Annotated in this window: 20 protein-coding genes; 8 read left to right on the top strand and 12 right to left on the bottom strand. The window is 54.7% G+C overall.

The genetic code is table 11. From position 1 onward, the window contains the following. The first annotated feature begins 16 nt into the window (after window positions 1-16). Entirely contained in the window at window positions 17-1,162 is a 1,146-nt protein-coding gene (locus K9N21_11780; protein MCF8144587.1) for a SprT-like domain-containing protein, read from the top strand. A gap of 205 nt (window positions 1,163-1,367) precedes the next feature. Here K9N21_11780 and K9N21_11785 read toward each other — a convergent pair whose 3' ends face one another. The 8 genes from K9N21_11785 to K9N21_11820 form a co-directional block, all read right to left on the bottom strand. Next, the gene (locus K9N21_11785; protein MCF8144588.1) at window positions 1,368-2,183 is read right to left on the bottom strand and encodes an SDR family oxidoreductase; all 816 of its coding nucleotides are present in this window, start codon (window positions 2,181-2,183) and stop codon (window positions 1,368-1,370) included. Window positions 2,184-2,287: 104 nt separating this feature from the next. Next, window positions 2,288-2,884 carry a cupin domain-containing protein gene (locus K9N21_11790; protein MCF8144589.1) on the bottom strand — a complete coding sequence of 199 codons (597 nt, stop codon included), beginning with the start codon at window positions 2,882-2,884 and terminating at the stop codon, window positions 2,288-2,290. Window positions 2,885-3,002: 118 nt separating this feature from the next. Continuing rightward, window positions 3,003-5,588, bottom strand: coding sequence for a hypothetical protein (locus tag K9N21_11795; protein MCF8144590.1), 2,586 nt, complete (start codon window positions 5,586-5,588; stop codon window positions 3,003-3,005). After that, window positions 5,585-6,643 carry an ECF transporter S component gene (locus K9N21_11800; protein ID MCF8144591.1) on the bottom strand — a complete coding sequence of 353 codons (1,059 nt, stop codon included), beginning with the start codon at window positions 6,641-6,643 and terminating at the stop codon, window positions 5,585-5,587. The genes K9N21_11795 and K9N21_11800 overlap by 4 nt, the downstream gene beginning before the upstream one ends. Before the next feature lie 4 nt (window positions 6,644-6,647). Further along, window positions 6,648-7,403 carry a MinD/ParA family protein gene (locus tag K9N21_11805; protein ID MCF8144592.1) on the bottom strand — a complete coding sequence of 252 codons (756 nt, stop codon included), beginning with the start codon at window positions 7,401-7,403 and terminating at the stop codon, window positions 6,648-6,650. Between the two features lie 136 nt (window positions 7,404-7,539). Further along, the gene (locus tag K9N21_11810; protein MCF8144593.1) at window positions 7,540-8,460 is read right to left on the bottom strand and encodes a bile acid:sodium symporter family protein; all 921 of its coding nucleotides are present in this window, start codon (window positions 8,458-8,460) and stop codon (window positions 7,540-7,542) included. Window positions 8,461-8,569: 109 nt separating this feature from the next. Further along, on the bottom strand, window positions 8,570-10,264 hold the full coding sequence (locus tag K9N21_11815; GenBank protein ID MCF8144594.1) for a thiamine pyrophosphate-binding protein: 1,695 nt from the start codon (window positions 10,262-10,264) through the stop codon (window positions 8,570-8,572). Window positions 10,265-10,544: 280 nt separating this feature from the next. After that, on the bottom strand, window positions 10,545-11,381 hold the full coding sequence (locus K9N21_11820; protein MCF8144595.1) for an SDR family oxidoreductase: 837 nt from the start codon (window positions 11,379-11,381) through the stop codon (window positions 10,545-10,547). Window positions 11,382-12,003: 622 nt separating this feature from the next. Here K9N21_11820 and K9N21_11825 point away from each other — a divergent pair. The 7 genes from K9N21_11825 (at window position 12,004) to K9N21_11855 (ending at window position 18,094) form a co-directional block, all read left to right on the top strand. Further along, the gene (locus tag K9N21_11825; protein ID MCF8144596.1) at window positions 12,004-12,543 is read left to right on the top strand and encodes an RsbRD N-terminal domain-containing protein; all 540 of its coding nucleotides are present in this window, start codon (window positions 12,004-12,006) and stop codon (window positions 12,541-12,543) included. A gap of 34 nt (window positions 12,544-12,577) precedes the next feature. Further along, entirely contained in the window at window positions 12,578-13,636 is a 1,059-nt protein-coding gene (gene dsrM / locus K9N21_11830; GenBank protein MCF8144597.1) for a sulfate reduction electron transfer complex DsrMKJOP subunit DsrM, read from the top strand. A gap of 2 nt (window positions 13,637-13,638) precedes the next feature. Next, a complete protein-coding gene (locus K9N21_11835; GenBank protein ID MCF8144598.1) occupies window positions 13,639-15,270 on the top strand; it encodes a (Fe-S)-binding protein in 1,632 nt (543 codons plus the stop codon). Further along, window positions 15,263-15,649, top strand: a complete 387-nt coding sequence (gene dsrJ / locus K9N21_11840; protein MCF8144599.1) for a sulfate reduction electron transfer complex DsrMKJOP subunit DsrJ — start codon at window positions 15,263-15,265, stop codon at window positions 15,647-15,649. The genes K9N21_11835 and dsrJ overlap by 8 nt, the downstream gene beginning before the upstream one ends. Continuing rightward, window positions 15,649-16,470: a 4Fe-4S dicluster domain-containing protein gene (locus K9N21_11845; protein MCF8144600.1), complete on the top strand. Its 822-nt coding sequence runs from the start codon at window positions 15,649-15,651 to the stop codon at window positions 16,468-16,470. The genes dsrJ and K9N21_11845 overlap by 1 nt, the downstream gene beginning before the upstream one ends. A 7-nt stretch (window positions 16,471-16,477) precedes the next feature. Then, the gene (nrfD, locus tag K9N21_11850) at window positions 16,478-17,638 is read left to right on the top strand and encodes a polysulfide reductase NrfD (protein MCF8144601.1); all 1,161 of its coding nucleotides are present in this window, start codon (window positions 16,478-16,480) and stop codon (window positions 17,636-17,638) included. A gap of 267 nt (window positions 17,639-17,905) precedes the next feature. Beyond that, window positions 17,906-18,094 (top strand): 4Fe-4S binding protein, encoded by a 189-nt coding sequence (locus K9N21_11855; protein MCF8144602.1) that lies wholly within the window; start codon window positions 17,906-17,908, stop codon window positions 18,092-18,094. Window positions 18,095-18,237: 143 nt separating this feature from the next. Here K9N21_11855 and K9N21_11860 read toward each other — a convergent pair whose 3' ends face one another. The 4 genes from K9N21_11860 to K9N21_11875 form a co-directional block, all read right to left on the bottom strand. Next, window positions 18,238-18,648, bottom strand: coding sequence for a cytochrome c family protein (locus K9N21_11860; protein ID MCF8144603.1), 411 nt, complete (start codon window positions 18,646-18,648; stop codon window positions 18,238-18,240). Window positions 18,649-18,757: 109 nt separating this feature from the next. Then, on the bottom strand, window positions 18,758-18,991 hold the full coding sequence (locus K9N21_11865) for a HypC/HybG/HupF family hydrogenase formation chaperone (protein ID MCF8144604.1): 234 nt from the start codon (window positions 18,989-18,991) through the stop codon (window positions 18,758-18,760). Then, window positions 18,982-19,506 carry a HyaD/HybD family hydrogenase maturation endopeptidase gene (locus K9N21_11870; GenBank protein MCF8144605.1) on the bottom strand — a complete coding sequence of 175 codons (525 nt, stop codon included), beginning with the start codon at window positions 19,504-19,506 and terminating at the stop codon, window positions 18,982-18,984. Before K9N21_11870 ends, K9N21_11865 begins: the two co-directional genes overlap by 10 nt. A gap of 61 nt (window positions 19,507-19,567) precedes the next feature. After that, complete coding sequence (locus K9N21_11875) at window positions 19,568-22,795, bottom strand: MMPL family transporter (GenBank protein ID MCF8144606.1); 3,228 nt, start codon at window positions 22,793-22,795, stop codon at window positions 19,568-19,570. Window positions 22,796-22,856: the final 61 nt, after the last annotated feature.

Consider the following 22,856-nt stretch of genomic DNA (forward strand, 5'->3'; position numbering starts at 1 on the left):
GAAAAAGACCGTCACAATGAATCCCATCGCAGAAGAAATAAAATTCCAGCGGGTCTGGATACGGGAATTGGTCCGGGAGCATGAGGCGATCTGTTGGGGCTACAGGGTCGATCTCGCCAGACCCATGATCGAGATCTCCAAGTCCAGAAAGGAATGGGGGGCTTGGGATCCCGCTTGCCGCACCATCCGAATATCCGCGGCCCTCATAACGGGGCATTCCTGGGATGCGACCCTCAATGTCTTCAAGCATGAAATGGCCCACCAGATCGTCACGGATATATTCGGGGCGGCTGAAGGTCATGGACCGCTCTTTGACCGGGCCTGCGCCATGATCGGCGTGCCCGAGGCATACCGGGGGGCCAGGGGGGATGCCCCCCGAAGGATTGGGGATTTCAGGGATGAGCAGATCGACTCGGAAAACATGCGGATGCTGGATAAGGTCAGGAAACTCCTATCCCTGGCCCGCTCGGGGAATGAGAACGAGGCCTTTCTGGCCATGCAGAAGGCCAATGAACTGATCGAGAAGTACAACATCGACCGGATCGAGCAGGACAGGGCCGCCAAATTTGTGTACGCCATCATCCACCACAAGAAGAAGCGTGTGGAGAATTATCAGCGCCGCATATGCCTGATCCTGAAGGACCATTTTTTTGTGGATGTGGTCTATTCATCCCTCTATGATGCCACGGCATGCCAGACCTATCGGACCATTGAACTTCTGGGGACGGTGGAAAATGTCCGCATTGCGGAATACGTCTATTATTTCCTGATGAATCAGATGGAGGTCCTCTGGAAGGTCCATCAACGCAAGCGCTCAGCCCCCGCTTCCAGGAACAAGCGGTCGTACCGGCTGGGAGTCGTCAAGGGTTTTCACGAAAGGCTGGACCGGCAGGCGATGGAACGGTCCGGGCAGTATCCTTCTGCTGAGACCGGCGGCCCCAGAACCCTGAGCGCCCTGATCCTGGCGGAAGACAAGGCATTGAGCGAATTCACAAAAACGCGGTTTCCGCGATTATCCAGGTACCGGTGCGCCGGCGGGAACATCGATTTCACCATGTTTCAGGCCGGGCGTAAGGACGGGGAACAACTGAACCTTCACAGGGGGATTCAACACAAGGACGGCTTCAAGGGAAGATTGCTGACAGGCTCTTCCTCGGATTGATGATTGCTGATTGCCGATCGACGATGTAACCACCCGAAACGCATAGGCTTCATTTGATTATGGTTCATTCGATGTTGGACGTTCATGCTTTGAACCCCGCCGACAGACTGAACTGCCTCGATCTGATCCCGCTGAAGAACGGGAAGGCGGCGCTCGTCTCGAAAGGCCGTTCCCTGGGGACCCAAAACGTCCCCTGTTTAACGGCTTACATCTCCTGCAACTCAGCCCTCAGTTTTCGCGCCATCATCCGTTCATAAAGGACAGGGAATATCCGGCTGATCCAGTAACTGATCTTTCCCACAGGGGTCAGCACCAACAGGTGTTTTCGTTTAAGCGCCCCCCTGTAAATAGCCTCAGCCACGTTTTCCGGCGTATCCTGCCCACCAACCCGCGACTGGGGATGGGCCGTGACGCCCCCGTTGCAGCCCAAGGCCCGGGCCTGAAGATTCGTCTGCACAAAGCCGGGGCAGACGATCATGACATGGGTCCCGGTCTCCCTGATTTCGGTCCTGAGAGAGGTAAAGAGACCGTTTAGCGCATGCTTGCTGGCGCTGTATCCGGTCCTTCCCAAGAGCGGGGCCAGGCCGGCCACGCTTTCGTTGACGATAATGAGTCCCTTCCTTTGAATCAGGCTTCGGATGGCCGCCTTGGTGCAGTAAAGCGACCCGAAGAAATTGACCGCCATCACCTTCTCGAAGACCGAGATATCGGTATCCACGAAGGCTCCCCGCTGGGTGATCCCGGCGTTGTTGAAAAGGACGTCGATGCCGCCGTACCCATCCATGATCTGCCCGACGGCTGCCTCACAGTCATCTCTTTGGGCAACATCGCATGTGGCTGCGAGACACTCCACCCCCCTGCCGGCCAGCGCCTGTTGGGCCTCATGGAGGGCCTGCGAATCCATATCCAGCATGCCGATCTTTGCCCCATCCGCGGAAAACCGTCTGCACACCGCAAGGCCGATCCCGCTGGCAGCACCGGTGACCACTACGACTTTGTCTTTAAACGCATTTTTTGGCATAAAGATCCTTTCTGCCAGACATCACGATCCGCCTTCCTGGCAGGTTGGCATATTGTCTTGCCCTTATCTGAACTTGAGTGAGGGCATTTTCCGAACAGGGCGGATCAGAAAAGCCCCAGTTCCGTGGCGCGCGATACGGCAGCCGGGAACTTGTTTCTCAGGGTCTCCAATTCCTGGGCGTCCCGAACCATGCGGATGTCGTCGATGTGCCAGCCCGGCACGACCATAACCCCGTAAAGCCCCCAGTCATATTCTGGGACCTCCTTTTTGACAAAGCCCATCCATGTGCCTGCGGGAATCACCTTCTGCGGGACCTGGCCCTTGTCCACCTCCGGACCGAGGGCAATTTCCTCCCAGGTCCCGTCCGGATACAAGAGCATCTGGATCATGGGCGCTCCGGCATGATAAAGGAGGATCTCGTCGGATGTGAGGATATGCCAGGGGTCGATAGTGACCTCCCGGGTCATGAGATAATAGATGAGGGAGGCGCTGGACCGGTCCGTTTCCATATCGGCCTTGAGGGCCGATTGATAGGTGGGTTTGTAAAACCCCGGACAGGCGTCGTCAGACATGGGTTCAAGGGCCAGGCCCTGAATGACCTGATGTGCGGACAGGCGTTGTTTCTGTCCCACGGTGGCGCATCCACCGATGGTCATGGCCGTTACCCCCGCGACAATTAACCAGGGAATCGATTTTATCATTGTAACACTCTCCATCGTTTTGAGGTTTAGGGGCTGAAGCCAATTTGGGGAAAGGACCCGAAAGACCAAAGGGCAAAGGAAAAGGTCGAAGGCCTTGTCACCCGCCAGGTCCCGAGGGCTAGGAAAGCGCCCCATGTTTGTCCGTGTTGACATCCACGGCATAGATACCCGGGCTGTAAGTCTCTCCCTTTTCATGCCGGGAGACGAAGCCGCACAACAGGCTGTACAGCTCTTCAAAGACGCCGTCGATCACCTCGCCGGGCACCCCGTAATAGAGAAAATTAATGGGCATGGCATCGCCCAATAGATACAGATCCTTGCGCCAACCCCCGAAGCCGGGAGGGGAACCGGATGCCCCTTCAAAAACGATCCGTACGTGATGGCCTTGCAATACCTGGTTTTGGGGGTCCTTGATGGGCCGTTTCTCCAGGCGCACCGGATACCCGCCGATGGCAGGGTCGGGGGCATTGGAAAGGGTCTCGATCCAGGCAGTGAGGTCTGCGAATTCAATGGTTTTGGTCGACCCGCTGGCAAAAAACAGGTCTCGCGCCGATCCTTCTAACAGGAGCTTCTCAAAGAAATCCCTCTGGAGCACCGACACCCCGGTAACGCCCACAAAGAGATCCAGAGGCTTCCAGACCTCTTCCGGGAGTTGATCGATGTGGGAGAAGTCCCGGGACCCATTGTTGCCGTCGCTCTTTGCCTTGATGTCCAGACCAAAGGCGGTTCCATAGGACCCCCGGTCAATCATGGCCTTCAGCACGAAACGGCCGATGTTGCCGCAGGACCCCAGGATAAGGGCATGACGGTGGAGCATGCTCTTCCCGAGACCGTTGAAGATGGATTCCACTGCGCTGAGGATGGAATAGGCGCATGCCTCCGCTTCCACGACGTTCTTATACCGCGATGTGGCAATGGTCAAAACGGGAAACGTGAGCCCGTTGCAATCCTTTTCCACGGCCTGCAACTGATAATAGCCGTTGGTCGTGTGTTCAAATGTGGCGGGAAGCAGCCCTCGAAGCCATTCTTTGAGAGGGATATTCACATCAAGGTCCGAAGGGGGCAAAACAGCGAAGAAGTCCAGGGTATGGGCCAGGGACCTGGCGTCATGGCAGAGGCGGTTCAGGACCGGGGCCAGATACCCGCCGTCTTCAATGAGCAATAACTTGCGGCCTTCCTCCACTGCCGCAAGGGCTTCCCTGAAAAAGAGGTGCCCGGCCGCGAGGCGCATGGCCTCTATGTAGTTGCCCCGCAGGACCCGCAGGGCCTTATCCAGATCCTTCAGTCCTTCCAGGGAAGAATACTGGCGGGAAAGGATATAGGCGCCGTCTACAGAATCCCGCAGCTCGATTCGCTGGAGCGCGTAGAAGAGGAACCGATGCTCAGGCATGCTCAGCATGTCTTCCAAATGAGCGTCCGGCACAATGCCCTGGTAGCGGATGAAGAGGGTTGTCAGGAATCCACACCCGGAGGCTTCCAGGGCCTTGACAAAGCCCAGCACTTCCGATGTGGCATGGTGAACCAGAAATATCCGGTAATTTTGGAGAATCCCGGAAGGCGCGGCAGACTGGGTCTCCAAAAGAGAGGGCATCCGCCTCAGGTGGGCCCCCATATCCGGAGGCTGGCGAGGTTCGCCGATACTGATATTGAGCATGGCCCCTTTTCGAGACAGGTCCATATAGATGCGGGTCTCGGCGTCCATCATCTCCAGGATGTTGCCCGAGGCCAGTATCCGGATCAGATTATCATCTTCCAGCAAGAGGAGGATTTTCGACAAGAGAAAGGAAAACTCAGGATCCTGACTTAGAAGCAATCCTTCCGACGTTTCCTGAGTCCACCTGAAGAAGGCCCCGGTCACGTTCTCAAGTCCTGAGGCCACCAGCAGCTCAAAAAGCGCCGCCTGACGCCCCGGAATTTCAATATATTCATTATGCTGGTTCTGGCATTCCCTGTGAATGCCGGTAAAAATCTGTTCCGCCATGATGGCGATGTCCTGGCGGTAGTGGCGACGGCCCACCTCATTGACCACCCGGTGGGGGATCCGTTTCAAGAACAGCCGGGACTGGACCCCGTCCTCTATGGTGAGGCGGAGGAACCGGCCGTGTCGATCGTATTCGAGCAAAACAAAATAGCTGAATGCCCCTTCGCAGGTGGTGTGAAAGGGAAAGAGCATGGCCAGGCCTTGGTCTTCGGACGGCCCGCAGGACGCCTTATCTTTCATTTCAAAGGCCGTGGGAAAAAGAAGACCTCCCCATCGGGGCGTCTGAATCGCGTCAAATACGAGGCGGAGATGACGGCTGAATCCTTCCTGGTCGTCAAGGAGATGGCGGGCCACAGGGCCCCGGGCGTAGACCACCACATGGGTGACGCCGAGGGCCGCCAGCTCCGGCGTATTTTCGGGGTCCACCATGGTGCGGGTGAGAACATCCACCGGCGAATGACGGCATTGCTCCAGCACCTGCCTGGCCAATGAACTGACAAAACCGGGGATCCCCGAGAAGACCCGCATGGCCGTCATGTCTATAAGATAGCTGCCGTCGTCTTGTTCCATCAGGGGGATGCCGAAGGAGGTCAGTTGCGGCCCATGGGGGACCTCCCGGTCCTTTGCGTCCTTTTTGAATCGCGACGAGCGCATGAGGTTGTCCAGGATGGAACCGATCTGTTTTTTCTTTCCGCTCTCTTCCAATGGCGTTTTTCTCCTCATGAATCATCCGCACCGGCCCTGCGGCGCAGGTTCCCGGCCTTCTGCTTCAGGGTTTTGAAATAGTCTGATTCGGTAATTTTTTCAAGGTCTGCGGTCTGCTTGTCCCGGTCGATTCGGACCCTCAGTATTTTCACTTCCCGCTTGAGTTCCTCCTCGCGCTTTTCCACGGACTGGACCATGTCCGAGAACACGGCAGCCATGGTTCCCAATTCATCCGGTCGGCTCCGGATGGCCGCCAGATCGCCCACATGGGAATAATCGCCGTCAGCCACCTGGCGCGCCACGGTGGTAAGGCTCACCACAGGCGCCGTGATCTTCTTGGCGCTGACCGCGCTAACGGCCAGGCCGATGATCAGGACGATCAGCGTCACAACCCCTAATGTGTAAAGCTCCTCCACGTGAAGCTGCTCCCCCATGGTGATCAGGATGCTGCTCAGCCAGGTGGCCATGACCGTGATGATGAGGAGGTAGTAGACCGCCTGAATGGTGCGCATCTCGATGCGGGCGATGAGGAGTCCGGCCGCCCGCATCATGGGGGGAATCAGCATAAAGGCCCACAGGGTGTCGGTGATGAAGATGGGGAGAAAGAGCCCGAACAGGGCCTGATGAAACGGGATCCGGCCAAGGCCGTACTCCACGGCCGTGGAAAAGGCGAACGGGACGCTGGATGCCAGAAGGAGGAGGATCAGGAGTTTTACAAAGGACGCAATGGCATCCACGGGCCTTGCGCCCAGATATCGGGCCAGTCCCGGTATGAAACCCATGAGTCCGTTGGCGAGGCTCCAGTGAACGGCAAAAAAAGGACCCTTGCCCCCGATGGCGTAGCCCAGCATATCCCCCAGTGCCCCCGATACAAAACCGCCCGCAGGACCGTACAGGATCCCCATGAACATGGGGAGGACCACCTGGGGCCGCAGTTCGGCAAAGTTGCATCCGGGGAGATAATATTTGCCCGACAGAAAATTGGCAAATCCGTAAAAGCACCCCACGGCAATGCAGACCAAGACTGTTATGACGGGTCTTTCTGACCCGATCTGTGGTGGGGGATGTGTCATGCCCTCAGGAACGTAAGGCCCTTGCCACATGCTTCAGTTCCGATACAATGGGATGATCCGCGTATCGAACCGCGAAGATACCGTGGCTGGCCAGGCCCATCATCTCTTCGGAATGGGGGATGACCCCGGCCACGGGGCAGTTGTAGGTGTCTGAGACCGTCCGGCGGATCTGTTCCAGGTCAAAGGTTGACGGGGCCTTGTTGATGAGGATCATCATGCAGGGGACGTCCAGTTCCCGGGCCACCTCCACGGTCAGCCCGGTCCCCTGGTAATCCTGGAAATCGGGACGCATCACCACCAGAAGGGCGTTTGAAATGGCGATGGAGAGGAGGGTCTCCTCATTCAACCCTGGATGGGTGTCGATCACCAGGATATCCAGTTTCAACGCCCGGATCAGGTCGCGAAAGCCGTCGCTTAAGAGATCGATGTCGTACCCGTCGTGGAGGACCCGGGCGATGTCCGCCGCATTGACGCTGGAGGGGATGAGGTAGATGGCCCCGGTGCAGGCCCCCCCGAGGGCGCTGCTCACGTCGCAGGCGGTCTGTTCAATGGCACATCGGCCCCAGAGGTAGTCGTTGAGGGAATAGGGCGCTTCATCCTCGTCCAGACCAAAGATCACGTGGATCCCCGGCGACTGGATGTCCGTGTCGATCACCCCCACCCGGAGTCCGTCCATGGCATACAGCGCCGCCAGGTTGGCCGACGTATTGGACTTGCCGGTCCCCCCTCGGAATGAATGAACAGATATGATGTCGGCCATTTCTCTTTCTTCCAAAAAACTAAGAAATTCAGAAATTCAGGAATTGAGGAATTTAGTGCCTTATCGCCAGATTTTCTGTCACAAAAAACAAGAAGATGATTGTGAGAAGGTGACGTTCCCCAATATTCCCCACCTGTCATCCTTCCTGGCCGGCCGGCAGGGAGATGCGGGTAAAGATAAAGGCGGTGATGAGCCCGGCGATGATGTGCCAGATTCCCCACCAGGCCACCAGGATGGCCATGCCCCCCAGGCCCCCGAAAAAATTGAAGACCAGGACCAGACCCAGGGCCGAATTCTGAATCCCCACCTCGATGCAGACAGCCCGCGCATCCCTCTCTTCCAAACCGAGAAGACGGCCCGACCAGTACCCCAGATTCAGGGCCAGCGCATTGTGGATCAAGACCACGAACATTACCAGGCCGATCACCTGGAGGAAGATCCGCCAGTTGGCGGCCAGGGCACCCAACACAATGACGATGAAGAAGACCAGCGAAAAGATCTTGAAGGGCTTTCTTACCTTGCCGGCCATGTTGGGGAAGATGCGGCTCACGGTCATCCCTGCTGCCAGAGGTATCCCCAATATGATGAAAATGGTGGTAAACACATCCATGGGACTGAGGCTGACCTGCCTCAGAATGTCCGCCGTATGGGGGTTGAGGCTTCCCCACAGGCTCAGGTTGAGCGGCGTCATGACGATGGCCGCTGCCGTGGAAACCGCTGTCATGCTGATGGATACGGCGCAGTTGCCCTTGGCCAGATAGGTGATGATATTGGAGAGGTTCCCCCCGGGGCAGGCCGCCACCAGGATCATGCCCAGGGCGACGGAGGGTTGCGGCCGCAGGATCAGGGTCAGCAGGAAAGTGAAGGCGGGAAGAAGGATGAACTGGGCGCCCAGTCCGATGCCCGGGGCCTTGGGCGAAACAATGATCCGCTTGAAATCCTCGACCTTGAGATCCAGGGCCACCCCGAACATCATCAACCCGATGGCGGCATTAATAATGAACAATCCCTGGGGATTAAAATTGAGCCTGACCTGATCCACCACTGCCGGGTCCATAGGGTTGCCTCCGTGCACGACAATGAGAAATGAAGAATGAAGAATTAAAGGTGACGCATTCGCAATAAGTCGGCCCTTCCAATCCTCCGAATCATTCGTCCATCCAGCATCAAGCCATATAGGCCCCCACATTGGCCAGGGCAATGCTGGCCGGGCTGATGGGGGCCTGATCGGTCATGACATTGATGCAGGTGGTTATCCCTGAAGCAAAGGCCGCTTCCAGGGCGGGCCGGATTTCCGCCGGCTGTTCCACCAGGATTCCCTTTCCTCCCAGGGCCTCCACCATCCGGTGATAATCGACCCTCCCTATATGGGTTCCCTCCCTGACCGAGTGGCCCATCCGTATTTCCTGACTGTGCCGGATCATGCCCCATCCCAGATCGTTGCAGATCACCACAACAATGGGGAGCTTTCTCCTGAGAGCGGTTTCAAATTCCATGAAGTTGAATCCCACAGACCCGTCTCCCGTGATCAGGCAGACCCGCTTTTCAGGATAGATGAGCTTGGCCGCATTGGCATAGGGGATCCCCACTGCAAGGGAGCCGAAGATTCCGTAGTCGAGATAGTGTCCGGGCTTACGGATGGTGCGGGTCATCCCCATCCAGGTGGCGGTATCGCCCCCGTCGGTCACCACGATGTCGTCTTCCCTGTTCATGAATTCATTGATTTCTCGGGCGAGGCGCATCGGGTGAATCGGCACGGCATCGCTCTTCCAGTCGTTGACCGACATGGCCTTACCCTGCTCGTGTGCGGTTTCAAGGGTGGAGATCCACGGGGCAAAACGGGACGTGAGCATTTCATTGAGCTTCTTTTCCCGGACAACGGTATTGCATCGTCTGAGCAGGGCCCCCACATCGCTGACCACCGGAAGATCCACCGTGCGGTTCCTGCCGATCTCTTCAGGCTGGATATCCACCTGGATTACCTTGGCCTGGCGGTTGAAGATATCGCCGAACATGTAATAAAGGCAGATTCGTGTCCCCAGAAGAACCACCAGATCGGTCTGCATGTAGGCGGAGAATCCGCTCCCCGGCCGGATGGCAAGGGCCCCTTCGAAGCACAAGGGATGGGTATCCGGGATCGTGCCTCTACCGGAAAGGGAGGTGTATACGGGAATGCCGGTGTTTTCAATAAACTCGATCAGCTCCTTCTCGGCCCCGGACTGCCATACCCCTGTACCGGCAATCACAATGGGCTTTTCAGCCTGTTGGATCATGTCGATCATCTGTTCCGCCTTTGCAAGGTCAGCAGGATGGGAAGTTACATCCGTTTTCATCTCCTTGACCGATGACGGATTGGCCTGTGCATTCAGGACATCCACCGGGAACTCCAGGTATACAGGCCCCGGCCGGCCGCTGGAGGCGGTCCGGAAGGCGATATCCATGAATTCCGGGACCCGCTCCACCTTGTGACAGACCAGGGCCTTTTTGACCATCGGCCCGATCACCGGGGCCTGGGGCATGTCCTGGAGGTCGAGCTTTTCCCTGTGATCCAGACCCACACAGCCGGCAATCAGGACCAGCGGCGTGTTGGAAAAGAATGCGCTGGCAATGCCTGTCAGGGAATTGGTGAATCCCGGGCCGGCCGTCACCATGGCCACACCCGGTGTCCGGGTCAGCTTGCCCCATGCCTCGGCCATAAAGACCGCGGCTTGTTCATGCCGCGTGTCGAAAAGCGTTACATGGCTGTTTTCAAGATATTGATAGATCGGCGTGATATGGCCCCCGCTGAGGGTAAACACATATTTCACGCCTCTCTTGGTCAGCCCATCAGCCACCAGTTGTCCGCCTGTAACGGTTTCCATCAATAATACCCCCGTTGGATTGAGAATTATGAATTAAGAAGTAAAAATTAGGAATGAAAACATAAGGAATCGGCCGCCGAAGCAGGTCATTGTTCAACTTTATTCCATTTGCTCACTACTAACGCGGATGACCGCAACCAAAACGCTCGTGCGCTGTTCCGTCATTCCGGCATGCCGTTAGCCGGAATCCAGTCCGCCGCTTTTCTGGATTCCGGCCAAAACCGTGCCGGAATGACCAAAGTTGAGATTTTCTTGTTTTTAATGACAGAAAACCCAGGTACTAAAGCTCCATCAATTGTCCGCCGGTCACATTGACGGCCTGGCCCGTGCAATAGGAAGAGGCATCCGATGCCAGGAACGCCACCAGACCGGCCACTTCTTCGGGAGTCCCGATCCGGCCGAGGGGGATGGTTTTACACATCTCTTTTTCTCTTTCCTCCACCGTCGTTCCGAAGACCCTGGCCTCCAGCCCAAACCGCCATTTCTCCAGATCGGTCATGATCTGTCCCGGACAAACGGCATTGACCCGTATGCCGGCCCCGGCCAGTTCCTTGGCCATGACCTTGGTCAGCATGATGACCCCGGCCTTTGCCACGGCATAGGCCCCGTTGAACAGGGGCGGCACCTTGCCGGCACGGGAGGCCGTATTGATGATACTCGCCTTCCTCCCCATCATGAGGGGCAGCACGGCCCTTGAAACCCTGAAGACGCTGTGCAGGTTGATATCGATGGTCTTCATCCAGGCTGCTTCATCATAGGTGTGGACAGCGTTGGGCACGCCGAAAGAGGCCCCGGCATTATTGCACAGCACATCAACGTGATCAAACCGTTTCTTCACCTTTTCAACCATCCGGCCGATGGCCTCACTGTCCGTCAAGTCCACCTTAACGGCCAGGGCCGAGACCGAAAAGTCTTCCATGATTTCCTGCACAATCTCTTCCATTTCACCCTGAGTGCCGGTCTTCACCTGAGCTTCTTCGGCGTCATTTCGGCCGAGATCGGCCACCACCACATGAGCGCCGTTGGCCGCCAGTGCCCGCACAATCGCATAACCGATCCCGGTCCGCTTTCCGGCGCCCGTGACCAGTGCCGTCTTTCCTTTCAGATCTTCATACATATCTGGCTCCCTGAGTACCCCGCATAGAGGATATTGAATCTGGATATTCCCGGTGAACAATTGTCATGTTAAACTTGCTGTTTATATAATGATGCCCCGGTTGCGCAGCGTAGCCGTTCTGGCGTGAAAAAGGACAATTCCAAAAATCCCTGAATTCCACCTTAATTCGCGTTTGCTGATGGATACCCTATTTTTCACGACAGGTCAAAGAGAAATGGAAATCTTTATTTGCCTAAAGGCGGTCTGAGAAATTACATACCAAGAAATCACTGATACACCACCCGGGTCCTCATCAAATGCAGCAAGAAATGGCCGAAGGTTCGTTTTTCGCCCGTTCACTCAAAACAGGACATGAGAGTTACATGACATGTCCTTGGAATCCGGAGACCGCCATTTACGGATATCCGGTGCAGAAGGGGGGCCATTCTTCCCCTAAACAGAACCGCTTTTGCGCAATTTTTAAATTCGTTATGGAATCTATTCAAAGGACGAAGATCCTGTTGAGGGTTTTGCTGCCAAAAACGGTGACCACGCTTTTTTTCCTTGACAGGAAAACACAATTTTCCTATAGGTTTCCCTCAAACCAAATTTTCCATGAAAGGCCCAAATCTGGAGCCATGAAATGAATCTAGAAAATCTCCCGTCAGCTAAAAGATCTAAAATCATCAAGAGATGGCAAGATGCCATCATCGCCTCATATCCCAAGGACAGTCAGGGATTTTTTAAAAGAACAAAAAGCCAGTTCGCAAACCCCGTCGGATCCATCGTCGCAAAAGAGATTGAAACCCTGTTTGACGAAGTGGTCAAAGGAGACAATGCCGATAGGATAGCTTCCTCCCTCGATACGATTATCAGGGTCAGGGCGGTACAGGATTTCAGTCCCTCTCAGGCCGTTGCCTTTGTCCTTCAGTTGAAAGATATTATTAAGGAAGAATTGGGAAATGAGCACTCCCCTGACATGCACGCGCTTGACAGGCAGATAGATGGGATTCTGCTGATGGCCTTTGATGTCTATTCGAAGTGCCGCCAGGAAATCTACGAGATCCGCGTCCATGAGGTGAAAAACCAGGTGGGGAAATTGTTGGAGAGAGCAAATCTCATTGTCGAGATCCCGGAGACGGCGCCCGGGCTTCGAGATGACAATGCCGGGACATCTCTTTGAAATTGAAATGAGGTAATAGTCTATGAATTTCTTTCTGAGCATTATTGTTTCTTCCTTGGCGGTGTTGGTGGTTGTTGCAATTCCCTGGATAGGCGTCGGGGCATTGGATCTACGTGTCCTTTTCGGCATCGTCATCCCCTATGCGGCCATGGCCACCTTTTTTGTGGGGATTGTGGTCCGGGTCATTGACTGGGGCCGGTCGCCCGTTCCGTTCAGGATTCCGACCACTGCGGGGCAGGAATGGTCTTTTCCCTGGATCAAGAGAAATCCGGTCGACAACCCGAAGGGCCTGGGCGGGGTGATTGTGAGGATGCTCTTCGAGGTGCTGACCTTCCGTTCTCTCTTCCGAAATACCCGGCTCGAATACCGGAGAGTCGATGGTGTTCCCAAGATCGACTATGAATGGGAGAAGTGGCTCTGGCTGGCTGCCATCCTGTTTCATTATTCTTTTTTGGTCATTTTCATCAGGCACTTCAGGTTTTTTATGGAACCGGTCCCGGGTTTCGTGACGCTCCTCCAGAACCTTGATGGGTTTATGCAGATGGGCGCGGCGCCGTTCAACGGCTTTGGACTCCCCGGAGTATATCTGACGGATATGCTCCTCATGGCTGCGGTGACATGGCTCCTGGTGAGACGGATTCTCTATTCCCAGATGCGCTATATTTCCCTCCCTTCCGACTATTTTCCCCTCTTTCTGATCCTTTCCCTCGGTTTTAGCGGCATGCTTATGCGCTATCTGTTCAGGGTGGACGTAACCAAGGTAAAGGAACTCGCCATCGGCCTGTTCAAATTCTCCCCGACCGTCCCTGAAGGGATCGGGGTTATTTTTTTTATACACCTGTTCATCCTGTGTGTGTTAATCGCCTATTTTCCGTTCAGCAAACTGATGCATTTAGCCGGAGTATTTCTCAGCCCGACAAGAAATCTTTCCAATAACAGCCGGTTTGTCAGGCATGTGAATCCCTGGAGTTATCCTGTACCGACCCATACCTATGAGGAATACGAAGATGAGTTCAGAGAGCATATGATTGAGGCCGGTTTGCCCGTAGAAAAAGGGGCCGACGCAACAGCAGGATCAGAAGAAAAGGAGTAACCATGGCAACTACCCCAAAACCGGAAGAAACCGCGAAGATAGATCACCGGTCGCCGTTATTTGAAAAGGGCTGGATGGATAAGCCGGCGGAACCGAAACCAGGCATCTTTTGCTATGGGTCCAAGCCGAAGAACCTCGAATATGTCGGGATGCCTTTTCCCAAGGAGTGGAATCCCGCAGATGAGGACTGGCAGTTGCCTGAAAACTGGAAGGAGATTATCGAGGAGGGCTTCAAGGATCGCCTGGACCGGTTTAGATCGCTCAAGCTCTTTATGGATATCTGCGTCAGGTGCGGTGCCTGCGCCGACAAGTGCCATTTTTTTATCGGTTCGGGCGATCCCAAGAATATGCCGGTGTTGAGAGCGGAACTCCTCAGGTCGGTTTACCGGAAAAAGTTCACGACCGGCGGGAAACTCTTAGGCAAATTCGGCGGCGGCCGGGAGTTGACCGAAGATGTCCTCAAAGAGTGGTGGTACTATCTGTACCAGTGTTCCGAATGCCGGCGCTGCTCTCTCTTCTGCCCCTATGGGATTGATACTGCCGAGGTGACCATCCTTGGCAGGGAACTGACAAATCTCCTGGGCCTCAACACCGACTGGATCGCCGCGCCTGTGGCCAACTGCTACCGGACCGGAAACCATCTGGGGATCCAGCCCCATGCCTATAAGGATATGCTGGATTTTTTCACCGATGAAATCGAGGACATCACCGGGATCCGGATGGAGCAGGACATGAACCGTAAAGGCGCCGAGATCCTCTTTGTGACGCCTTCGGGCGATGTTTTCGCCGACCCGGGGACCTACACCTGCATGGGCTACATGATGCTCTTTCATTACCTGAAATCCCTTGGTCTGGATATCACCTGGAGTACCTACGCGTCGGAAGGGGGCAACTTCGGCTATTTCACCTCCCATGAGATGGCCAAACGGCTCAATGCCAAGATGTACGCCGAGGCCAAGCGCCTGGGGGTCAAATGGATACTGGGCGGTGAATGCGGACATATGTGGCGCGTCCTGAATCAGTATATGGATACCTTCAACGGTCCTCCCGATTTTCTGGAAGAACCGGTCTCGCCCCTGACCGGCACCAAATTCGAAAATGCAAAAGCCACCAAGATGGTCCACCTTGTGGAGTTTACAGCGGATCTCATAAAACACAACAAGCTCAAACTGGACCCGAGCCGGAACGACAATCTGGTGGTGACATTCCACGATTCCTGCAACACGGCCAGAGGGATGGGATTTTTCGAAGAACCGAGATACGTGATTAAGAGCGTGTGCAATCATTTCTATGAGATGCCGTCCGAGACCATCCGGGAACAGACCTTCTGCTGCGGGAGCGGTTCCGGGCTCAATGCGGGTGAAGACATGGAACTGCGGATGCGCGGGGGCCTTCCCCGGGCCAATGCGGTGAAATATGTACACGAAAAACATGGGGTGAATATGCTGTCGTGCATATGCGCCATTGACAGGGCGGTATTTCCGGATCTGTTGCGGTACTGGGTGCCCGGCGTAGAGGTCACCGGGGTGCATGAGATGGTTGCCAATGCCCTGGTATTCGAGGGGGAACAGAAGCGAACCACGGATCTGCGTGGGGAACCTCTCCCAGGAATGGAGGATGAAGAGGATGTATGATGGCGGTAAGATTATTGTCGGCCTGATCATCGGTCTTGGTCTGTTGCTCTCCCCTTTCTTTTACAATGCAGGGAAGGCGGCCAAGGCCCCGGTCCCGGAGTTGACACCAAAGGCGAAGGAGGCCAAGGCATGTGTGGCGCCTGTGACCTATATGAGGGAGTCCCACTTTACCCTGCTGGATGAGTGGCGGCACACGGTGGTCCGCGATGGGGAGCGGTACTACAGGTCGCCTGACGGAAAGCGATATTATAAGAGCCTTCAGACCACCTGCCTGGAGTGCCATTCAAACTACTCCAAATTTTGTCTGCAGTGCCACAACTATGTGGATGTGGACCCCTATTGCTGGGACTGCCATATTCAGCCGGAGGAGAAAAAGTAATGGGCGTAGACAGAAGAGAATTCCTCAAGATTGCCGGAATGGCCGCCCTGTTCGGCCTTGGAGGTAAGGCGGCTGTTGATATATTCGCCCCCGGGGAAGTGGAAGCCTCCATGGAGGGCATTCCGCTGACCCAGGGAACCCGGTGGGCCATGGTCATTGACATCCGCAAATGTCTTGAAAAGCAGGCCCAGGAGAAAGACGGGTGCAAGGCCTGCATGGATGCCTGTCATCGGGTACACAATGTTCCCGACTGGGGAAATCCGAAGCATGCCATCAAATGGATCTGGCAGGAGTCCTTTGAACATTCGTTTCCGAATCAACCCAATCCGTATATCACGGAAGGGTTGAAGCACCAGCCGGTGATATTGCTATGCAACCACTGTTTCAATCCACCGTGCGTGAGGGTCTGTCCCACAAAGGCGACCTTCAAGAGAGAAGAGGACGGCATCGTCTGCATGGATATGCACAGGTGCATCGGATGCCGGTTCTGTATGGCGGCCTGTCCGTTCGGTGCCAGAAGCTTCAACTGGGGAGATCCCAGAAAGGCACCCAAGGAGTTGAATCCCGAGTTTCCGACCAACAGGGACTATCCGGAGAGGTCCATGGGCGTGGTCGAGAAGTGCGATTTCTGCGTGGAACGGATTGCGAGAGGCGAACTGCCGGCATGTGTGGAGGCCTGCGACAAGATCAAGGCGCATGCCATGACGTTCGGAGACCTGGCCGATCCGGAGTCAAACGTGAGAAAGCTGCTCAGGGAACATTATACGATCCGGCGCAAGGCCGAGCTGGGCACCGAACCTAATATATTCTATATCGTATGAGGTGATTATGCTTGACAGGGCACTGAAAGGAAGTCAGGGATACTGGGGGTGGCTCGTTTTTCTCCTTGTGTTGATGGGGATAGGTACGGGATGCTGGTTCTATCAGTTTTTTGAAGGCCTCAAGGTAACCGGGATGAGCAGGGATGTGTCGTGGGGGCTCTACATTGGCCAACTCACCTATTTTGTTGGCGTAGCGGCCTCCGGGGTCATGGTCGTCTTGCCATATTACCTCCATGATTACAAGGCGTTCGGCAGGATCACGATCTTGGGTGAATTCCTGGCAGTGTCGGCCATTATCATGTGCCTGTTGTTCGTGTTTGTGGACCTGGGAAATCCGGTCCGGATCATGAACGTGATCCTCTATCCCACGCCCAATTCCATCCTCTTTTGGGATATGATCGTCCTGAACGTCTATATGCTCCTCAACCTTGTCATCGGGTGGAATGTCCTGGCCGCAGAGCGGAAAGGGATCCACTACCAGAAATGGATCAAGGTCCTGATCTATATCTCCATTCCCTGGGCCTTCAGCATCCATACGGTGACGGCATTTCTGTATGCCGGTCTTCCGGGGAGACATTACTGGCTGACCTCTATCATGGCCGCCCGCTTTCTCTCATCGGCGTTTTGCGCAGGTCCTGCGCTTTTGATCTTGCTGTGCCTTATTGTCAGGAAGGTTACAAAATTTGATCCGGGAAAAGAACAGATTCGAACCCTGGCCGGTATTGTAACCTATGCCATGCTGATCAATGTCTTCTTTTTCCTCCTGGAACTCTTTACGGCATTTTACAGCCAGATCCCCGGGCATATGCACCCGATTGTCTTTCTCTTCAAGGGACTGGAAGGGGTCGGCAACCTGGCGCCATGGATGTGGGCGGCAGCCGTATTCGCGGTCATCTCCCTCATCCTGCTGGTGGTCCCTGCGACCCGCAGGAACGAGGGGACGCTCGCCGTGGCCTGCGCCGTGCTGATTGCAGCCACCTGGATCGACAAGGGACTGGGCCTCATCGTCGCCGGTTTTACGCCCAACCCTTTCCACACGGTTACGGAATACTGGCCCACAACGCCGGAGGTTCTGATTACCATTGGGGTCCTGGCAACGGGCTTTTTTGTGTTGACCATTTTGTACAAGGTCGCGACCTCCGTGAAAACGGAAGTGGCCGCATCATAACCGATCAAGAGGACGTTCTAACCTTGGGGCCGATTCGGAGATGTAATCGGCCCTTTTATTTGAGAGGTCTTTTCAATAGGATCTGGCAGGGCTTAAAAAAGGCACATAAAAGGGCCCTATCCAAAGTAAAAAAGCTTGACAGTCAAAATTTTGTCTGTTAAGTAACCGCTGGTTCGTGAAGAATGGGTAAGGAGATCCTGTCTTGAGGCGTCCGCCAACAGGCACTAATTTGAGGATTTTTAATTATCATTCAGGAGGTTAAGACATATGGGCTACGAAGTTGTGGTGGATCCGGAGAAGTGTGAAGGATGTGAGGAATGCGTTGAGGTCTGTCCGGTGGATGTCTATGAAATCATAGATGACAAATCCGTGCCGGTCAATGCGGAAGAGTGTCTGGGATGTGAAAGCTGTATAGAGGTATGCGAACACGATGCCATTACTGTGACCGAAGTATAGACCGTTTTCCGAGGCAGTATTCGAGGCGTGGTCTTATCCAATCTACCGGATGAGGCCACGCCTTTTTTTGTACGTCGGAAGGAAACAAAAAAGCCGCACCCGGTGGGGCGGCTTTTTTTTAAGGCCATCAAACATCGAGGCACCTATTTTGCCTTTGCCTCGTGGCAGTCGTTACATTTCTTAAAAGGACCGGTGGGTTTGCCTTCCTCGGCTAATGCCTTATGGCAGTCTTTGCAGTTTGAGTGATAGGCAAGGTTCAGCTTCTTCACCTTTCCTTCTGTTTTATCAGCATCATGGCACTCGCTGCATTTCTGTACCGGATCCCCTTCCTTCCACACATTCTTGCCGTCTTTGTACACATGGTGGCAATCTGTGCAGGCAGCTTTGTAATCCTCGCTGTGCTTTTTGTGCGTGAATTTAACAGGACCTTTTATATCCTTTGCGTAGCTCTTGTCGTCGAGCATCAGCTCATCAGGCACATCACCGGCTACAAGGACGCCCACAGAGAGGAACAGAAAACCTGAAAGTAAAGCGGCTAAAAGCTTCTTATTCATCGACGTTGTCACCTCCTTTTTGTCTATTTATAAAATTTTCCATTGGCCCCCCACAACCTTGATCAAGATCATAGTAAAATAGCACCACAGATGTCAAGAAAATATCTCGCTAACCGGGCTCACCATCCATGAAGGATACCAGTTCCCGGAGCACCTTCAAGGATTCGTTGGCCTCCGCCTCATCGATTTTGTGGATGGCAAAGCCCGCATGGACAATCACGTAATCCCCTACCCGGGCGTCTTCGAGAAGGAGCAGACTCACTTCCCTCCGGGCGCCTTCCATGTCGATGGTCGCCATCCGGTCATCTATCCTGGTGATCCTCGCCGGGATGGCTAAGCACATGACAGTTCGGCCCTTTTTCTAGCGTAGCCGCCTCCGAGACGATCAAGTTCCCGAAGGGTCATCTCCTTCAGAGATTCAAGCTTTTCCTGCACCGGGGCCGTCAGTTCAAGACCAATTGTCTCGATATCCTGGGGCTCGACGCCGATGATAACGGTTTCAGGAACCCTGTCAAGGGCCTGGCAGAGAGTCAACGCCTCCAGAAGATCCACCTGATGCAGCGAATTTTTGGCAAGAATTCGGTTAGGGATGGCATCCCCCTCGATCCGGTAAAGGCTTCCGGGTGATCCCCCGTTTCGGATGGCATCCACTACGATGAGATCGTCGGCCTCGGAAATAATTCCTAAGAGACGGATACCCAGAACCCCGCCGTCCTCTATGGATATGTTGCTGGAAAAGGCATATTCCTCAACAAGGGCCTGCACCACATGAATGCCTACGCCCTCATCGGTAAACAAGAGGTTCCCCACACCCAGTACCATGATATGTCTGTCTGCTGAATTCGTTCTTATCTCCATAATATTTCAAGCATATCGCAGGACCCTCTATTTTGGCAAGTTATTTCTGCATGACACCTTCTCATGCCTCCTCTCCTTGGTCCGGGTAGGCCTGTTGTGCCTGTCGGAGGGCGTCCCAGGCAGACGCAATCAACGGCGTCACCTCCATGTCTGATTCAGGAGAAAGGGAACTGACGCCGAAGGCGGCCCTGATGTGAACGGTTTCGCCCTCAATCTGGAAAGGCATATGGTTTATCAGAGTGTTCATCCGGCTGCAAAAGGCGCGGGCCGTGTCGCCATCAATATGGATAAGCAACCCGGCAAACTGGCTGCTGTCGTAACGGCAGAGGAGGTCCTCCTCTCTGAGATGCGCTTTGATAAGTCTTCCGGCCTCTGCAATGAGATGGTCAATTCCACACTGATTGTACCGGGCATTCAGATCTGAAAGATTCTCCAGTGTGAGGATAAAAAGAGAGATGGGGGTCCTGTGCCTGCGGGATCTGGCGATCTCCCTTTCCAGCATGGTCAGAAAGAAACTGCGAGTGTAGAGACCGGTCGGCCGGTCGATGATCGTCTCCTTCAAATAGGTGTTGGTCAGATGTTCCAGACGGTCGCACAGGATGGTCATGAGATTGAAAAAGAACCGATGGGCCGTGGGGGGGTACAACCATTGTAGACGTCTGATCATTCGGTCGTTGATTTGAAGAAGTTCCGTCCTTTCGGTTGCAATGACGGTGGCAGATCGCTTGCAGGAGCGGATCATCCCCATCTCTCCGACCACATCTCCGCTTCCAAGGGTGGAAATCACCCGTTTGAACCCCTGAGCCCCATCCCGATCCGCCTCGGAGAGGTCCACCACTTCCATCGCCCCCGAGATAATGGCATACATGGAGTCGCTGACTTCCCCTTTTCTGAAAATGAGGTCGCCCCTTTCATGCACCTTTAACGCTCCGGCCATCAAGACATAATGGACCTGTGTGCGGGAAAGACCTTTGAAGAGGGGTATCCCCTGCTGTGGGTCTTTTCCCAATTTAAGCTTGAGCAGATCCCAGAGGGTTACCAGTTCCACATGGAGCATGAGCGAAGGGAGAAGGAAGAGATCCGCCGCCAGGGCAGAGACCATGGTAATCATCATCAAGAGGCCGAACACGGCAGTGGGCTTGAAATTGGACAGCATCAACACGGAAAATCCGAGGCTTATCGTGAAGGTGGTGAACAGGATCGGCTTTCCCAGGTGACGAATGGTCTTACTCAGGGCCGTTTCCTTATTGAGCTCTGCTTTGAATTCCCGGTTATACCCCACCAAGTAGTGGATGGTGTCATCGACGGCCAGGCCGATGGCGATGGTGGCGACCAGACTGGTCGCCATTGAAAGAGGGATCCCGAACCATCCCATTATACCGAAGGTGACGACGATGGGAAAACAGTTGGGAAGAAGTGCAATGGCCCCGACCTTATAAGACATGAACAGCATGAACATGATGGCAAACACGAGAACAAGGGTCAGCCCCAGGCTCTTGACTTGGCCTTCTGAAATCAGCTGACTGCTGTGGGAGATGACCATGCCGAACCCTGTCACCTCGAAAGACATTTCGTCTGGAAAGGTCCTGTGGAGATAGTCTCGAATTTTTTTCTCGGTGGTGAGAAAATCGACGGAGCTGGAGATATGGGTCCTCAGCATAAGATTGGTCTGAGAAAATTCCGGGGAGGCGAATTGCAACAGCATCTCCTGACCTAACATGGATTTGAAGTTGTTCATCAGCATGCGGACCTCAAAGGGGGCCTCCGGCAGGACATAGAAGGTGGGATTGTATTGGTTGCCCGCGTAATTGACCAGCTTGAGGTAGTCCGCAAGGGAGATGGTCTTGTCCACGCCCGGCAGGGAATTGAGAAACTCTTGTATCTTCTCGATCTTCTTCAGGTTCTCTGGATCTTCAAAATACCCGTCTTGGCGGCCGGCAAGGACCACGTTCAAAGGAAAACTCCCGGCCATATCCTGGTAGATATCGTGAAAATGTCGGGCCACCGGCGTATCCTTTTTAAAAAATTCAACCGGATTGGTCTCCACCTGTATGCGGGACATGCCGATCAGCCCTACGACGCCGATGACGACGATCAGGGGGAGGGTGATCTTCTGATGCTTCAGATTGAGGTGGATAATGGTCGAGAGGAGGCGATCCATGGCCCGGCTCTGGAAAGATGGGGAGACCATAGAACGCTTCGGGAAAGGGAGAAGACCCATTACCGCGGGCACAAATGTGAGGAGGAGAATGAGCAGCGAAAAGATGCCGAAGCAGGAAAATACGGCAAATTGGCGGATATCGTTGACCTGGCTGACCAGCAGAGAGCCTAACCCTATAATGGTGGTGACCACGGCAAGGGAGGTGGGAAATCCCAGCCGGCTGAAACATCGGACGGCCGCCTCCCGGGGGGTGGCCGATTGTTCCACCGAATCAAAGTACTCCGGGAATATATACATGGCGTAGGCGGTCCCCACCGCGATCAGAAATACCGGTACGATCATGGTCAGCAGGGACAGGGGAGTCCCGGTCCAGGCCATGAGACCGAAGGTCCAGATCAGGCTGATGAGCACTGTGCCCGAAGGGATCAGGATCCCGCGCAGGTTTCGGAAAAGAAGGAAGAGAACCGTGGCAATCAGGAAGAAGGTCGCGATGGGAAGGGTCAAGAAGTCTTGCTGGGTGAATTGGGCCAGGGCCGATGAGACAATCGGCATGCCCACCTGATAGAGGGAAAATGCATTCTGATACGCGTCAATCAAGCCGTTGACCGCATGGATGACCCGCTCCTTCTGATCAATATCCTCCAATACAAGGGTAATCGCCGTGGTTTTGCCGTCGTCGGATATCAGGTTTCTCTGAAAGAGGTCAACGGCAGACACGACCTCCTGGAAGTCGGTAAGACGCCATCTGTCTGTGATGTCCATGTCCTTCTTGATGCCGGGAAGGCTGATGACCCGTTTCACCCCATGGATTTGGGAAAGGGATTGGGCCAGCTGTGCAATCCGGTCGAAGGTTTCAGGATCAAAAACCCCTGTTGTTCTTGCCACAACCAGGATGATTTCTTCGCAGCCGAATGTCTCCTTGAACCGGTGGTATGTCAGGGTCTCGGGCAGATCCTCGATGGTGAGGTCATAGATGGATGTCTCAAATCTGAGGGAAGGGAGGTGTGAAGCAAAGAGGAGGGTGATAAGTACCGTCAGGAGGATGACCCGGCCGGGATGATATACCATATGCCTGAGCCATGATTCGGGGCGCAACCATTCAGGGAGGCGCATCGGCATATCCCCCATGACCACATGTACCTCTTTATTGCCTGCAAAAACAGCCCTCCGGCCCCTGCGATCTGCAGGG

The sequence above is a fragment of the Deltaproteobacteria bacterium genome (genome assembly GCA_021737785.1).
GTDB lineage: Bacteria > Desulfobacterota > DSM-4660 > Desulfatiglandales > Desulfatiglandaceae > AUK324.